The sequence below is a fragment of the Asaia astilbis JCM 15831 genome, from assembly GCF_000613845.1.
In the GTDB taxonomy this organism is placed as follows: Bacteria; Pseudomonadota; Alphaproteobacteria; order Acetobacterales; family Acetobacteraceae; genus Asaia; species Asaia astilbis.
In genome coordinates this window covers 37,088-51,647 of the sequence record NZ_BAJT01000020.1, presented here as the reverse complement: position 1 = coordinate 51,647, position 14,560 = coordinate 37,088, and the positions used below count along the sequence as shown (strand labels likewise).

General features: G+C 57.6%; 15 protein-coding genes and 3 pseudogenes. 17 read left to right on the top strand and 1 reads right to left on the bottom strand.

All coding sequences use genetic code 11. The annotated features are described in order from the left end of the window. Window positions 1–27: 27 nt before the first annotated feature. From prfB to JCM15831_RS13660, 12 genes and pseudogenes are all read left to right on the top strand, one after another. Window positions 28–1,158: pseudogene (gene prfB, locus JCM15831_RS19275) on the top strand (peptide chain release factor 2). 389 nt (window positions 1,159–1,547) lie between these two features. Further along, window positions 1,548–2,210 carry an energy transducer TonB gene (locus JCM15831_RS13710; protein WP_025824694.1) on the top strand — a complete coding sequence of 221 codons (663 nt, stop codon included), beginning with the start codon at window positions 1,548–1,550 and terminating at the stop codon, window positions 2,208–2,210. A 205-nt stretch (window positions 2,211–2,415) separates the two neighbouring features. Further along, window positions 2,416–3,458: pseudogene (locus JCM15831_RS23455) on the top strand (MotA/TolQ/ExbB proton channel family protein). A gap of 2 nt (window positions 3,459–3,460) precedes the next feature. Continuing rightward, a complete protein-coding gene (locus JCM15831_RS13700) occupies window positions 3,461–3,883 on the top strand; it encodes an ExbD/TolR family protein (protein WP_025824693.1) in 423 nt (140 codons plus the stop codon). Between the two features lie 113 nt (window positions 3,884–3,996). Beyond that, window positions 3,997–4,431: an ExbD/TolR family protein gene (locus tag JCM15831_RS13695; RefSeq protein ID WP_025824692.1), complete on the top strand. Its 435-nt coding sequence runs from the start codon at window positions 3,997–3,999 to the stop codon at window positions 4,429–4,431. Window positions 4,432–4,517: 86 nt separating this feature from the next. After that, window positions 4,518–5,570: a hypothetical protein gene (locus tag JCM15831_RS19260; RefSeq protein ID WP_198024346.1), complete on the top strand. Its 1,053-nt coding sequence runs from the start codon at window positions 4,518–4,520 to the stop codon at window positions 5,568–5,570. 216 nt (window positions 5,571–5,786) lie between these two features. Beyond that, window positions 5,787–6,551, top strand: a complete 765-nt coding sequence (locus tag JCM15831_RS13685; protein ID WP_025824691.1) for a response regulator — start codon at window positions 5,787–5,789, stop codon at window positions 6,549–6,551. A 6-nt stretch (window positions 6,552–6,557) separates the two neighbouring features. Then, window positions 6,558–7,922, top strand: a complete 1,365-nt coding sequence (locus tag JCM15831_RS13680) for an ATP-binding protein (RefSeq protein ID WP_025824690.1) — start codon at window positions 6,558–6,560, stop codon at window positions 7,920–7,922. 74 nt (window positions 7,923–7,996) lie between these two features. Beyond that, complete coding sequence (locus JCM15831_RS13675) at window positions 7,997–8,560, top strand: NifU family protein (RefSeq protein ID WP_025824689.1); 564 nt, start codon at window positions 7,997–7,999, stop codon at window positions 8,558–8,560. Window positions 8,561–8,603: 43 nt separating this feature from the next. Next, window positions 8,604–9,181: pseudogene (locus JCM15831_RS19255) on the top strand (malonic semialdehyde reductase). Further along, complete coding sequence (locus JCM15831_RS13665) at window positions 9,181–9,822, top strand: tRNA threonylcarbamoyladenosine biosynthesis protein TsaB (protein ID WP_025824688.1); 642 nt, start codon at window positions 9,181–9,183, stop codon at window positions 9,820–9,822. The pseudogene JCM15831_RS19255 and the gene JCM15831_RS13665 overlap by 1 nt, the downstream one beginning before the upstream one ends. A gap of 2 nt (window positions 9,823–9,824) precedes the next feature. Beyond that, window positions 9,825–10,286: a GNAT family N-acetyltransferase gene (locus tag JCM15831_RS13660; RefSeq protein ID WP_025824687.1), complete on the top strand. Its 462-nt coding sequence runs from the start codon at window positions 9,825–9,827 to the stop codon at window positions 10,284–10,286. Here JCM15831_RS13660 and JCM15831_RS21160 read toward each other — a convergent pair. Further along, window positions 10,259–10,492, bottom strand: a complete 234-nt coding sequence (locus JCM15831_RS21160; protein WP_084490711.1) for a sulfurtransferase TusA family protein — start codon at window positions 10,490–10,492, stop codon at window positions 10,259–10,261. The genes JCM15831_RS13660 and JCM15831_RS21160 overlap by 28 nt on opposite strands. A gap of 95 nt (window positions 10,493–10,587) precedes the next feature. Between JCM15831_RS21160 and JCM15831_RS13650 the strand changes: the two genes are divergently transcribed. From JCM15831_RS13650 to JCM15831_RS13630, 5 genes are all read left to right on the top strand, one after another. Next, the gene (locus JCM15831_RS13650) at window positions 10,588–10,986 is read left to right on the top strand and encodes a MucR family transcriptional regulator (RefSeq protein WP_025824686.1); all 399 of its coding nucleotides are present in this window, start codon (window positions 10,588–10,590) and stop codon (window positions 10,984–10,986) included. A 66-nt stretch (window positions 10,987–11,052) separates the two neighbouring features. Continuing rightward, window positions 11,053–11,547: a Fur family transcriptional regulator gene (locus tag JCM15831_RS13645; protein ID WP_025824685.1), complete on the top strand. Its 495-nt coding sequence runs from the start codon at window positions 11,053–11,055 to the stop codon at window positions 11,545–11,547. After that, on the top strand, window positions 11,544–12,443 hold the full coding sequence (locus JCM15831_RS13640) for a GNAT family N-acetyltransferase (protein WP_025824684.1): 900 nt from the start codon (window positions 11,544–11,546) through the stop codon (window positions 12,441–12,443). The genes JCM15831_RS13645 and JCM15831_RS13640 overlap by 4 nt, the downstream gene beginning before the upstream one ends. Before the next feature lie 14 nt (window positions 12,444–12,457). Further along, window positions 12,458–13,984, top strand: a complete 1,527-nt coding sequence (lnt, locus tag JCM15831_RS13635; protein ID WP_232228213.1) for an apolipoprotein N-acyltransferase — start codon at window positions 12,458–12,460, stop codon at window positions 13,982–13,984. A 64-nt stretch (window positions 13,985–14,048) separates the two neighbouring features. Further along, window positions 14,049–14,534, top strand: coding sequence for a helix-turn-helix domain-containing protein (locus tag JCM15831_RS13630; protein WP_025824682.1), 486 nt, complete (start codon window positions 14,049–14,051; stop codon window positions 14,532–14,534). The last annotated feature ends 26 nt before the right edge of the window (window positions 14,535–14,560 follow it).

Here is a 14,560-nt window from a genome sequence, read left to right as displayed (position 1 = left end):
CCTGTACATTTTCTGGGAGCATGAATCATGTCGGCCGAAACCGAGGCCCTATCGGAGCAGATCAAGCAGTCGGTGGCGCTGCTGAGGAGGCATCTTTGACTGGGATGCTGCACAGACACGCCTCGCTGAGCTCAATCACCGCGTAGAAGACCCCGATCTCTGGAATGATGCTGACGCCGCGCAGAAGCTGATGCGCGAACGGACGCTTCTGGCGACGCAGATCGAAGGTGTCGAGAAAATCGAGCAGGATACTGCCGATATGATCGAACTCGTCGAGCTGGCGGAAGAAGAACAGGATCACGCTACGGTTGCCGAGATTATAGCGACCCTTCGTAAGCTGGCGGAACAGGCCGACGCCCGTCGAATCGAGAGCCTGCTCTCTGGCGAGGCGGACAGCAACGACTGTTATCTTGAAGTCAATGCAGGCGCAGGCGGAACCGAAGCTCAGGATTGGGCCGAGATGATGCTGCGTATGTATACTCGCTGGGCCGAACAGCGCGGCTACAAGGTCACCGTGATGGAGACCAGTGAAGGCGAACAGGCCGGGATCAAATCCGCGACGCTTCAGGTGAGTGGCACCAATGCCTACGGTTGGCTCAAGACCGAGGCCGGAGTGCATCGTCTGGTGCGTATCTCGCCTTTTGACGCAGCCGCACGCCGCCAGACCTCCTTTGCGTCTGTCTGGGTCTATCCTGTCGTGGATGACACGATCGAAATCGAGATCAATGACAGCGATCTGAAGGTCGACACGTTCCGAGCTTCAGGGGCCGGTGGCCAGCACGTCAACAAGACCGATTCTGCGATTCGCATCACGCATATCCCGACGGGAATCGTGGTGGCCTGTCAGACCGATCGTTCCCAGCATCGTAACAGGCTACGGCGATGCAGATGTTGAAGGCGCGCATGTACGAAGCCGAGCTGCAAAAGCGCGAAGCTGCTGCCGCTCAGACGGAAGCCGCCAAGACTGATATTGGCTGGGGGCACCAGATTCGCTCCTACGTGCTGGCTCCCTACCAGCTCGTCAAGGATCTGCGGACTGGGGTTGAAACAGGTAATCCGGATGCCGTTCTGGATGGGGCGCTGGACATTTTCATGTCTGCTGCTCTGGCTCAACGCGTGGGCGCAACGCGCTCAGAGGCAAGTGCCTCGGCCCAATAGGCTCGACGTTGAATTTTGAGGCTGAAGCTCCCGAATAGCGGGAGTTTCAGCCGTTTTTCGCGGCTTTAACAAATATTACTCTTGCAGTGAATTTATGTTCCGTTTCACTGTGTCGCAAAGTGTTGGACAGCCGAGGCGCCGGATTGGGCGCGGCGGTAAAACGACATGAACGAAATAAAACCGACTTGACAGCAGTGCCATACCTTTGCCCAATTTGCACAGGAGCCATGCGCTGAGAGCATGGTAAACATTTCGGGATGTGTCGGCCAAACTGACGCTAGACCGAAACGCAAGTCGCATGGGGCGGTTGCGATAATAACAAGTCGGTCCGCCCTTCTCGTCCCGGGAATGGCGGGGCACAGGACAGAGGGTTTGGAGTGACACAACCGATGAACTACGCCGAGCAGGAGCGACGCCCGACGAAGTACATCGTCGGCATCGTAATCGCTGTGCTCTTCCACATCGTTGTGATCTACGCCTTGATGAACGGACTGGGTTCGAAAATCGTCGAACAGTTCCATCCGCCGATCAAGACGAAGATCATCACGGAACCGAAGAAGCCACCGCCACCGCCACCGCCGCCACCGCCGCCGCAGATGACGACGCCGCCGCCACCGTACATACCACCGCCGAAGATCCAGATTCAGCCGCCGCCGCAGAAGCACGTGATCAAGCAGGTAACGCATGAGAAGCCCCCGGCTCCGATGCCGCCTGCCACTGTATCGGCTCCGCCGACGCCTTCAGCGCCAGTCGGACCGCCGGTTCCGGATCATTCTGCCGGTGCATCGCCGATCAACGGAGCGCGTCCGGTCTTCCCAGAGGAGATGCTGGAGGAAAACCGTGAAGGTAGCGTAACGGTTGCCTGCGATATCGGCACTGACGGTCGCACGTCCAACTGTGAGGTGAGCAACTCGACAGGCGGTCATGCCTTCGTCGAAGCCGCCATGGAGTTCCTCCGCAAGGCCCGTTACCAGCCTGCGGTCACGAATGGCCAGGCCGTGGTTGAGCATCACCACACCTTGCACATCAACTTCGCCCTTGGTGACGATTGAGTGCAGTGCGGTTGGGACTGGCTCCTGACCGCATCAACGAAAAGCTCGGAAGCCGCCTTCAGATCTGGCGCTTCCGGACGGATTGCGAGGGTTCGTGCCTTCGTAATCCGACAAAATGACAAACCGAGCCAACCCCGCCTTCCGGTGGGGGTGGCACTGCCAGAGTCCTTCTTGAAGGGGCTCTTTTTCAGAGGATTTGGAGTTAATGACGAGACTGTTCCGCCTTCCCGCTCTCGCCGCCCCGGCCCTGGCAGTCACGCTTGCCGTGGCGCAGGGTGTGATCGTGCCGACCGTAGCTCTTGCTCAGGAAACGCCGGCTGCTCAGCCTGACCAGGCAGCTCCTGCAGCTCCCCAGGCAGCTCCTGACGCCGCAGCACCGGCGCCTGCTGCTCCGGCCCTGATGCGGCTGCGCCTGCTGCCCCGGCTCCCGATGCAGCGGCTCCTGCTGCTCCGGCTCCTGACGCGGCTGCACCTGCTGCCCCGGCTCCGGATGCCTCTGCTGAGACGGCTGCTCCGAAGTCGCAGGAAAATCCTTACGGTCTGAGCGCGCTCTGGTCGAACGGTGATGCGATTGCCCGTGGCGTTCTGATCATCATGGTCATCATGTCCGCTGGTACCTGGATCATCATGGTCACGAAGTTCTTCGAGCAGGCGAAAGTCTTCTCAGCTTCGAAGGAAGCCGCTCGTGAATTCTGGACTAAGCCGACCGTTCAGGAAGGCGCTGCTGCCCTGACCCCGGCTTCGCCGTTCCGTTATATTGCTGAGACGGGTATCGTTGCTGCAGAGCATCACGAAGGTTCGATGCGCGACGCCATCGACCTGCATAGCTGGACTGCCATGTCCGTTCAGCGTTCGGTCGACACCATCAACACGCGTCTTCAGGGCGGTCTGGCCTTCCTGGGTACGGTTGGTTCCACCTCACCGTTCGTTGGTCTGTTCGGCACGGTCTGGGGCATCTACCATGCTCTGACAGCTATCGGCATCGCCGGTCAGGCTTCGATCGACAAGGTTGCTGGCCCGGTTGGTGAGTCCCTCATCATGACGGCTATCGGTCTTGCAACCGCTGTTCCGGCTGTTCTCGGCTACAACCTGCTCGTCCGTCGTAACAAGGGCGCCATGGACCGCGTGCGTAACTTCGCAGCCGACGTTCAGTCTGTCCTGCTTGGCGGCTTCCGTCACGGTGTGGCACCGACGACCGGTGGCGATCACAGCCCGACGACCACGACCACCAGCGCGCGAGTTGCCTGATCATGGCAATGAACGTCGGTGGGGGTGGTGAAGAAGACGAAGTCGTCTCGGCGATTAACACGACGCCGCTCGTCGACGTCATGCTTGTTCTTCTCATCATCTTCCTGATCACCATCCCGGTTGCGACGCATACCGTGAAGGTGCAGCTGCCGCGCGACGCCAACCAGCCGACCCAGACCAAGCCAGGCAATATCGTCCTGGCGGTCACGGCGAATGGTCAGGCGTTCTGGAATGAAGTTCCGTTGCGCGGTCATCAGGATCTGCTCGATCGTCTCGAGAAGATCGCGGTCATCAAGCCCCAACCCCAGATCCAGATCCGGGGTGACGGCAAGGCACGTTATGAGGCTGTCGGTAAGCTCGTTGCGACATGTCAGGAAGCTGGCATTTATCACATCGACTTCATCACCGAGCAGCCTCACTCCTGATCTCGGTCAGGACCCCAGCTTAAGGATGGCTCTGCCTCGGGGCAGGGCTATCCAGCTCCGTTTTTTCTGGTTGCCGGCACCTTGCCGGTTTCCGCCTGTTGGAGAGTTCTCTCATGGCCATGAGCGTTGGATCCGACAGCACACATGAAGACGAGGGCATCGTCGATATCAACACGACGCCCCTGATCGACGTCATGCTCGTGCTGCTCATCATGCTGATCATCACCATTCCGCTTCAGACGCATTCGGTCGCGCTCGATCTGCCGCAGGGCAATCCGCCGCCGAGCACGGTAGAGCCCAAGGTTGTCACGGTTGCGATCGATTTCGATAACTCGATCAGCTGGAATGGCACCCCCATGTCGTCCGAGGCCGATCTTCAGGCGCATTTCATGGACGCGGCCAACCAGCCGGATCAGCCCGAAATGCATATTCACCCTAATCGCCTCGCCGATTACAAGACAGTTGCCCACGTACTCGCCGATGCTCAACGTCTCGGCGTCACGAAGCTTGGCATTGTCGGTCAAGACCAGTTCATGGAAGGACAGTAAGTGCGTTTTCCCCGGTATTCTCGCGCCCTCCTAGCAGCCAGTTCCTTTCTGGCCGTTTCTTCTTCTTTGCCTGTCGTCGGAGCCTCGTGGCGCCTGCTGCCTACGCTCAGGATCAACTGAGCGCCAAGGTTGGCAAGCCCCTTCAGGAGGCACAGACGGCTCTGGGTGCGAAAAACTACACCAAGGCGATGAGTGCTGTTGATGCGGCTGACGCCCTGCCGGGGAAAACCGATTACGAAAAATATACCGTCGCCCAGATGCGCGCTGCTGTTGCAGCCTCTTCGGGTGACGTGGCGGCTGCGTCCAAGGCGTATGACGTGCTGATTGCGTCGTCACGCACGCCTGCCGCAGCCAAGCAGCAGATGATGATGGCCAATGCGACAATGGCCTATGGTGCCAAGGATTACGCGCACGCGGTTCCTGCGATCGAGCGCTATCTGAAGGCCGCCGGCCCCAACGCGCAGATGCAGGCGCTTTTGGTGCAGTCCTACTATCTGCAGCAGGATTACAAGAATGCTGCCCGTGTGCAGCAGGACCAGATCAACGCCGAAATCAAGTCGAAGCATATCCCCAGCGAGAACCAGCTTCAGTTCCTGGCAACGTGCTATCATCAGATGAAAGACACTGATAACGAGACGCACGCCTATGTGCTTCTGGCCAAGTACTATTCAAAGCCCGATTACTGGGCGATGCTGATCCATAATCTCGCGGCTGACCCCAAGCTGCCGGATACGCTCCAGTTCAACCTGGAACGCCTGCGTATGGCGACAGGCGTGCTCAAGGATCCTTCAGACTACATGGATATGGTCGAGCGCGCTGTTCAGGGAGGCCTGCCTCAGCTCGGCCTGAATCTGATGGATAAGGCCTATGCATCCGGTGCGCTGGGCAAAGACGCTGCTGCGGCACGCGAGGCACGCCTGAAGGCCATGGTTGTCAAACGCGCTGCAGAGACGAAGGCAAGTCTTGCCGCCGATGCCGACGCGGCTCGCAAAATGCCTAACGCTGCCCCGTCTTTGACGACCGGCTATAATCTTGTCCTCAATGGCCAGGTTGACGCGGGTCTCGCGCTGATGCGTGAAGGTCTTGCTAAAAAGCCGGCCGCACCGGAAGGAGCCAAGCTCCAGTACGGCATGGCCTGATGGACGCAGGTCGTACTCAGGATGCTGTCAAGGCGTTTGCTGAGGTGGGCGGTGACCATGGCACTGCAGATCTCGCGCAGCTCTGGACCCTACTGATTACAAAACCTTCAAAGTGAAGTGAGGCGCGTGTAAGCGCGCTTCCAACTTGTTGTTCTTGCGTTGTGGTAGACATAGATTGTATCAAATCTCGTTTACCACAGCATGATCGATGGGATGATGACGACAGTAACTCCAGTAACTGACCTGCCGGCTCGTATCCTTATCGTTGAAGATGATCCGGGTATGCGGACTCTGATACAGCGCGCGCTGCAAGGTGACGGATTTCGGGTTCGCAGTGTGGCCTCGGGTGATGAAATGTGGGACGCCCTCGCCGTGGGGCCAGTCGATCTTTTCGTCATGGACGTGATGTTGCCCAAAACCAGCGGCGTCGAGCTCTGTCGGGCAATCCGGGGAGGGCAAGGCACGAACCATCCCGGCGAAGCCCCTCTCGCACAAACTCCCATCATCATGGTCTCAGCACGTGGAGAAGAACGCGATCGCGTGCTCGGTCTCGAGATCGGTGCTGACGATTATGTCGCCAAGCCGTTCGGTCAGCGTGAGCTGTTGGCTCGTGTGCGTGCCGTGCTTCGTCGCGGACAAGGCATTGCGCCGACAGAAGTTGCGCGAAAAGAGACGATCCTGTTTGCTGGCTGGAAGCTCGATCTGCGTCGCCGTGAGCTGACGGATCCGTCCGGTGCCGTGGTCGAGATCTCCGGCGCCGAGCACGACTTGCTCACGAGTTTTCTCGATAACCCCCAGCGTGTGATCGCCAGAGACCGCTTGCTCGAGTTGTCACGCACGCGTCTTGGTGATGTGTCCGATCGCAGCATCGACGTTCTGGTGAGCCGCTTGCGCCGCAAGCTGGGCGACGATGCCGACGCCCTTATTCGCACTGTTCGCGGACTTGGTTATATTTTCGTGGCCGAAGTCGAGCGCGTTTAAGCGCTAATGCCTCTTTCCTCGGGAGCGAGGGGCAAAGCGCCCCGCGCCGTACATCTCTGGCCTTTGGGACTTGTGGGGCGGGTTAGCCTTGTTCTTCTCGTTGCTGTCGTACTTGTTTTTGTCGCCAGTGCTTTTTTCTATGAAGAAGCCGAGACTTATATCGATGACGACAGCAGGATCACTCAGCTCGCCGAGGAATTGAGCACCGACCTTCGGGTACTGCGCACGACGCCGATCAGTCAGCGTGGCCTGCTTGGAGCGCTGCTTTCAGATAATGGGATCAGCGTTGCCTGGCGCTCGGCCAACCAGCCTTTCGAGCCTGAGCAGCCGCATCGACTGCGTCGGGTAGAAGATAATCTGATTGCGACAGATCGTGATCTGGCGAAGGCCGATCTCCGGGTCTGGGCAGACCGGGCGGATTCCTCCAGCATTCATGGCAGCCTGCAGCTTGCAGATGGAAGTCGCCTGACTTTCAACGTCCCGGGAATCCTCAAGCATCGACACATGACCGGAGGGCTTGCATCGGCGGCGATTACCGCGGGTGCGGTAGCCCTTGCTGCGTCAATGATCGTTCGATCTCTTAGTACGCCTCTCAGAGCGCTGGCCCGGGTGGCTGACAGCATCGCGAAATCCGACGACATGGAATGGACCATGGTCGATGAGCGAGGGCCGCGCGAGGTGCGAGGGCTCGCCCATGCGATCAATAAGATGCAGCACCGCATTCGTCGTCTCATCAGCGACCGAACCGAAATTCTTGCCGCTGTTTCTCATGATCTGAGAACGCCACTCGCGCGCCTGCGCCTGCGGGCGGGTTTTATGGATGATGAAGAGACACAAATGGCGATCGAAGCCGATATCGATGAGATGGAAGCCATGGTGACCGGTGTGCTGGCTTATCTTGCCGGTGATCTGGATCCCGAGCCGATCAAGCCGGTCGATTTGGTCGCAATACTGAACACTTTGCTCGACTCCCATAGTGATAGGGGCAGAGAGACCAGTTACGCGGGCCCGGATCGTTGTCAGGCCTGGGTCCGGCCTCTGGCCATCAAGCGTGTGTTTGCCAATCTGATCGATAACGCCTGCAATTACGGTGGTGACGCTCATGTCACTCTTGAATCGGATGGAAAAACGGCCCTCATCTCAGTGATCGATGATGGTCCCGGTATTCCGGAAGAGGAGCTCGAAAAAGTACTCTCCGCGTTCTATCGTGTCGAAGGGTCTCGCTCTCGCGCGACGGGCGGCATGGGACTCGGTCTCGCAATCGTCACGCGTGAAATCGGTCGTGCACGGGGAAAGGTAAACCTGCGTAATGTCACCGGGCGCGGATTATGCGTCGAGATCACGCTTCCGCTCGTCGTGGCTCAGGTCTGAAATTGGGATAAAGGACTTGCGTAGTCGCGATTGATGCCACATCTCACAGCTATAACTGAGAACCGAGAGCTGTGATGTTCATCGAGACCGAAGATACGCCCAATCCCGCCACCCTGAAGTTCCTGCCTGGTCGCGCTGTGACCGGCCATCGAGGCTCGGCCGATTTCGCTGACCCTCAGGCAGCTGAAGGCCGGTCGCCCCTCGCTAAGACGCTGTTTGGCGTCGAGGGCGTTTCTGGCGTGTTTCTTGGCAGTGACTTCATTTCGGTGACCAAGACGGAAGAGTTCAGCTGGACAACGCTCAAGCCTCTTCTTCTGGCTGCGATCACGGGTCATTTTGAGTCTGGTGCTGCAAGTCTGGAGTCTGTTGCTGAGGCGCAGGAAGAGACGATCGCCCCTGAAGACGAGGCTGTCGTGGCTCAGATCCGAGAGTTGCTCGACACAAGGGTCAGGCCAGCCGTTGCAGGAGATGGGGGTGATATCGTATTCAGAGGCTACCGCGACGGTGTTGTGCGTTTGACGATGCAGGGTGCCTGTGCGGGCTGCCCGTCTTCGCGTGCCACGCTGAAACACGGGGTTGAGAATATGCTGCGTCACTACGTGCCTGAAGTGATTGCGGTCGAACAGGTTGAGGATTGAAAACGTGAGTGAAAATCATCCAGCGTCCCTTCCGACGGAGTCACTGGATGATGCGTCGCTCGATCAACTCTTCCGGCAGGCGCGTTCTCCCCGTGGGTGGGACAATCTGCCGGTAGACCGTGAAGCGCTGGTTTCGTTGTACGAGCTTCTCAAGCTCGGCCCTACGTCAGGCAATACCTGCCCGGCGCGCTTTGTTTTTCTGACCTCTGACGACATGAAAGAGCGTCTGCGTCCGGCTCTTTCCGCGGGAAATGTCGAGCTTTGTCTCGCTTCCCCTGTAGTCGTTCTGGTTTGTCATGATCCACTCTTTTTCGAACATCTCCCCCGCCTGAGTCGGGACGAGTCGTTGCGCAACTGGTTTGCCGCCGATGTTGGCCTGTCTGAAGAAACGGCCTTTCGCAATGGCTCGCTGCAGGGCGCCTATCTGATCCTTGCAGCACGTGCTCTGGGTCTCTCTGTTGCGCCTTCTCGGGCTTTGATGCATACGCCGTTGAAGAAATATTTCTTGGCGATACGGGGTGGCGGATCAATTTTGTAGCTGGCCTTGGCTACCCCGACGCCCAGATTTTGCCCGAGCGAGCGATGCGTCTCGGCTTTGACGAAGCCTGTCTTATTCTCTGATGTCCATCTCAGGGTCGACGCGTTCCCTCGTTCTCAACGGTGCGTCTCTCGGTGCAGGATCGAGTGGAGATGTTGCAGCGTTTCTCGGACGGGAGCGCGTCGCCTATCGACGGCTCGAAGGACTGAGTGCGACAGCGTCTCTCGCATTGATCTGTCAGGAAATGCTACGCGCGCTCGATTGGCAGGATGGACCAGAGCGGCTTGTGGCTGTTACGGGACCCGGATCGTTTACCGGGCTGCGGGCAAGTCTCGCCTTGGCCGACGGTCTTGCATTTGGGTGCGGGGCAACCCTTCATGGGGTGACGACGGGTCAGTGCTTTCGATCTAACCCGGAATGGGCTGAAGCCGTCTGCGTGACTCAGGCGCGGCGCAACCGGATTTTTGCGGAGCATAGCGACGGAACCTTCTGGGCGGGCTCACCTGAGACCTTTGTCCTACCAGAGAGCGCGCTCGTTATCGGTAATGGCGTCGAGATGCTGCACCATCAGAATGTGCGGAAGATACCAGTGATGCAGCCTGATCTTGCCTTAATTTTCGAGGCAGGCCTGAATGTTGCCTCGAGCGATTCCTTGCAGCCGCTTTATGTCGATGCGCCCGAAGCAAAAGTGCCGGCGCAGGGCTTGCGTCCCTTTCCCGTCTAGAAATGGCGACGCCGGTTTTTCTGTCTGTCGGAGCAGAGTATTCTGCACTATGCGCGGCTTTGCATGAGCAGTGTTTCACCGGGAAAGATCGCTGGTCCACTGAGGCCTTCGAAAGCCTCTTTTCGTCTCCCGGAATGCTTACCTGGATTTCCGTACAGCAGGACAAACCTGCTGGCCTCTTGATGCTGCGACATGTTGGCGATGAAGCTGAGATTCTGACGCTATGCGTTCTTCCCGAACATCGCAGAAAAAATGTGGCATCGGCTCTTCTGAGGCAGGGTTGTCGAAATCTCCGCGAGCAGGGCGTCGAAACGCTGTTCCTTGAGGTCAGCACGCATAATCACGGCGCGGTCGCTCTCTACAAAAATTGGGGTTTTACAGAGTGCGGCCTCAGGAAAGCTTACTACCAAGATGGAAGCGACGCGGCTGTCCTCTCTTACTGTTTGTTTAATGAAATCGTGTAATCATGCTCAGTGCGAGCGCCGGTTTGTAGACGTTCTCCACTCTGCCCCAGTGTTTTGAGAAGAATCTCAACATTTTTCAGGGTTTCCTCCCCATGCAGGAGAATATCCAGACGACTTCCTGTGGGGGTTTTATCCAAAGCAAGTCGGACATGTACGGTCGTCATTGGACAGATCTTGTCTCGAATATCAACGATTTTAGCGCTCATAATAATTAAAACCTACGAATAGTTATTATATTTTCTTGTCTTTGGTTGATCAGTCAGTATACCTTTCTAAAGAATGTTCTTTAGGGAGAATTCGCATGTCCGAACAACCGGATAACTTAACCCTTCAAAAGCTCACAACGCAGATTATTTCTGCCTATGTCACTCATAATGAGATATCCGGTCAGGATCTACCCAATCTCATCCGCACAGTTCATCAAACACTGTCGAATGTGGCTCATGCGAAGCCTGAGACTGTCAAACCGACCCCGGCAGTCTCGCCCAAAAAATCAGTATTTCCCGATTACATCATCTGCCTGGAAGACGGTAAAAAGCTCAAGCTCCTGCGTCGTCATCTTCAGACGGTGTACGATATGACGCCCCAACAATATCGCGAGCGTTGGGATCTGCCACCGGAATATCCGATGGTTGCGCCCAATTACGCCAGTCATCGCTCGAATCTGGCGCGCAAGATCGGGCTTGGCCATAGGCGGTGAAAAAGCGGCCCGATCTCCGCTACTTAACGTTGGCAAAGAGCTTCTTTTTCGGCTACGCCCTATCTCATGGTATCTGAAGCGAAAGCTGACGCAAAGCGAAGCGGGCGGGCTCAGGATGAGTCGCGCATCGGTCAATTATGCATCGAACGTGGCCTGAAGATGACAGGGCAGCGTCGCGTGATCGCGCGCGTCCTGTCCGAGGCTGAGGATCACCCCGATGTCGAGGAGTTGTACCGTCGTGCGGCACAGCTCGATTCTCGCATTTCGATTGCAACCGTCTACCGCACGGTAAGGCTGCTCGAGGAAAAAGGGATCCTTGAGCGCCGCGACTTTGGTGGTGGACGTGCCCGCTATGAGGCGAGCGAACCCGGACATCAACATCATTATCACCTGATCGATGTCGATAGCGGTCATGTCGTCGAGTTTGAGGACGAGGATCATGCTGCGATGATGGAGACGCTGGCCCGTCGTCTGGGCTTCGACCTGGTCTCTCACCGCCTTGAGCTTTTTGGCCGTCGACTGCCGCAGAACAAGAGTGAACCGACGGGCCAGGACGGATGACCGACAAGCCTTCACACGATGAGATCCTTCGCCTCCTCGTGACGGATGGAGAGAGCACGACACAGTCAGGTCAGTCGCTCTCGACCCTCGAACTGGCCAGAGATTCTTTTCCGGAGCTTCGTGGGGGGCAGCTGGGTCTGAGACTCGCAACGACCGATGCCGAGCGCGATGCGGCTCAGGCGCTCCGTTACCGTGTGTTTTTTGAGGAAATGGGCGCCCGTCCGGACGAGCGCACGGCGCGGCTCAAGCGTGATATCGACGAGTTTGACGAGGTCGCCGATCATCTGCTTGTCATCGACCATGCTGTGTCCTCCGGGGCGGAAGGCGTCGTTGGCACATATCGTCTTCTCAGCAGCGATAGAGCCGCTCTCCTCGGGCGTTTTTATACGGCGAGTGAATACGATATCTCCCCTCTGACGGAATTTCCGGGGCGTCTTCTCGAAGTTGGGCGCTCCTGTGTCGATCAGCGTTATCGTGGCCGTTCCGCAATGCAGCTGCTTTGGCGCGGAATAGCCTCTTATATCTTCCTGCATCGGATCGATGTTCTTTTCGGCTGCGCCAGCCTGCCCGGAACCGATCCGGAAACAATGGCTGATGAGCTGACCTATCTCTACCATAATCATCTGGCGCCACCGGCCCTGCGTATTCGTGCGCTGCCGAACCGCTACGTCGATATGCAGCTTCGTGATCCTCACACACTGGATCATCGCAAATGCCTCTCCGGGCTGCCTCCTCTGATCAAGGGTTATCTCCGTCTCGGGGGGTTCATTGGAGATGGTGCGGTAGTCGATGAGCAGTTCAATACGACGGATGTGGCCGTTCTTGTGAAAAGCGAGCTCTTGGCTGACAAGTACTACCGTCATTATGAGCGCCGTCTGAGGGACGCGCTCGAGTAATTCAGGAGCAAACAGTGATTTTCCGGCTCTGGAACTCTCCCTCCCCGCCGAGCCGGCTTCCATTTTCCACCGGGAAAATGATTCTGGCCGATCTTTTCGTCGGTGCAGTTGCTGCTCTGGCTCTTCCGCCTCTGTATTTTGTGCCTGCTTTGGCTCTGGGGCTTCTCTATCTTTATCGGTGCACGCAGGATGCTCAGAGCCTGCGCCGGGTTGCGATTCACGCGTTTTTCTTCGGGCTCGGGTTTCACACGGTCGCACTTTCCTGGCTCACTAATGCCATTCTGACCCGGGCTCACGAGTTCTGGTGGGCGGTCCCGATTGCGGCGCCAGGATGCGCACTGGTTCTTGCGCCTTTCATCATGGTGCCAGTCCTTCTTTGCTGCCTTTTCCCTTCAGGTCTGCCGAGGATTCTGGCGCTCTCGGCGTTCTGGACACTTGCCGATATGGGCAGGGTCTTCATCTTCACGGGATTTCCCTGGAATCCGACCGGGAGCGTGCTCGAGTTTCCGGGCGTTTTCGGTGATCTTCTCATCCAGCCTGCGGCGATCATCGGTGTCGACGGTCTGACTTTTGTTGCGGTGCTGGTAGGTCTTCTGGTCTGGCACAGTCGGGCAGCGCGATTTGGCCTGCTTGGCGGCCTCGTGGTGTGGATGGCTGCGAGTGGTTACCGGCTGTCTCATCCGCGCCTGATGTCTGTGACGAACCCTGTCGTGGCCCTGATGCAGGGCAACGTGCAGGAGCGCGACATTCTCTCCCGATCCGGGGCGATGGGTGCATTTGAGCTCTATTTGCGTCTTACAAATGAAGGCGTGACCAAAGCGCGCGGCGTCGCTGCCGATCGTAGTATCGTCTATCTCTGGCCGGAGACAGGGTTTCCCGGCTTACTGGATGAAGACGAGGCCGCGCGACGCCTCATTGCTCAGGCTGGCGATGGTGCCTGGGGCATGATCGGCTCGGATCGGCGGGATGCCGAGAACCATTTCTATAACAGTATGATGGTTCTCGACGAGAGCGGTCATTTGCAGGCGACTTACGACAAGGCCACCCTCGTTCCATTCGGCGAGTACCAGCCGCGCTTTATTCCGTTCAATCTTTTGCCGGACCAGCTCACGCCCGGAAAAGGTCTCGTCACCTGGTCGCTTCCGGCTTTGGGTGTTGTCGGTCCTATGGTCTGCTACGAGGTCATTTTTTCCGGACATGTCATTGGTCCCAAGCGGCCTCACTGGCTTGCCAACGTGACCAATGACGCCTGGTTCGGCAATAGTGCCGGACCCAGACAGCATCTGGCGACAGCCAGAATGCGTGCGGTTGAGGAAGGGCTCCCGGTCGCTCAGGCAGCGAATATGGGTGTCACTGCGGCTTTCGATGGATCGGGTCATGAACTGGGTCGTCTTCCCTGGGGCCGCCCGGATAGCCTTGTTGTTGCCTTGCCCTCGCCACAAGAACCGACCATTTTTTCTCATTATGGAAGGAGTGTGCCAATAATTCTCTGTGTATTAAGTCTTGTTCTGGCTGTTTTCCTTGGGTTTGTTCAGGATTAAAAAATAAAAGGTTAATGCACCGCGATTGGCGCTTGTGTTTAACCTGATATATGAGTCCTTGTGTATGAGTAATACCACGAAAAGCGCTTCGGCTGCTGGCCCGATAGACGCCCTTGTGGGAGCGCGTATTCGCTTGCGCAGGACATTATTGGGAATGTCTCAGGAAAAACTGGGTGCAGCGCTCGGCCTGACTTTCCAGCAGGTGCAGAAATACGAAAGAGGGGCGAACAAGGTCGGTGCCAGTCGGCTCTATGAGATGTCTCGGGTGCTCGATGTGCCGATCGGTTTTTTTTTCGATGATGTCGGAGCAGGTCCTCGGCAACCCAGCGCGTTTGAGGCGCTCTCATCCGGGTTTGCGGAGGTGCCTCCAAGCTTTCGTCGTGGAGGTGAGGCAGCAGAGCGCTCACCTTCACGTTGGACAGGAGAAAGAGATAACCTCGACCTGGACGAGGCGTCAGTCGAGCTTTTGCGAGCATTCCAGCGCATCGCAGACGATAAGGTGAGGCGCCAGCTGGTTAACCTCGTCAAAAGCATGGCCTCACCGAAATAAAAAGCGTCGCTCAAAGACGCTCGCCG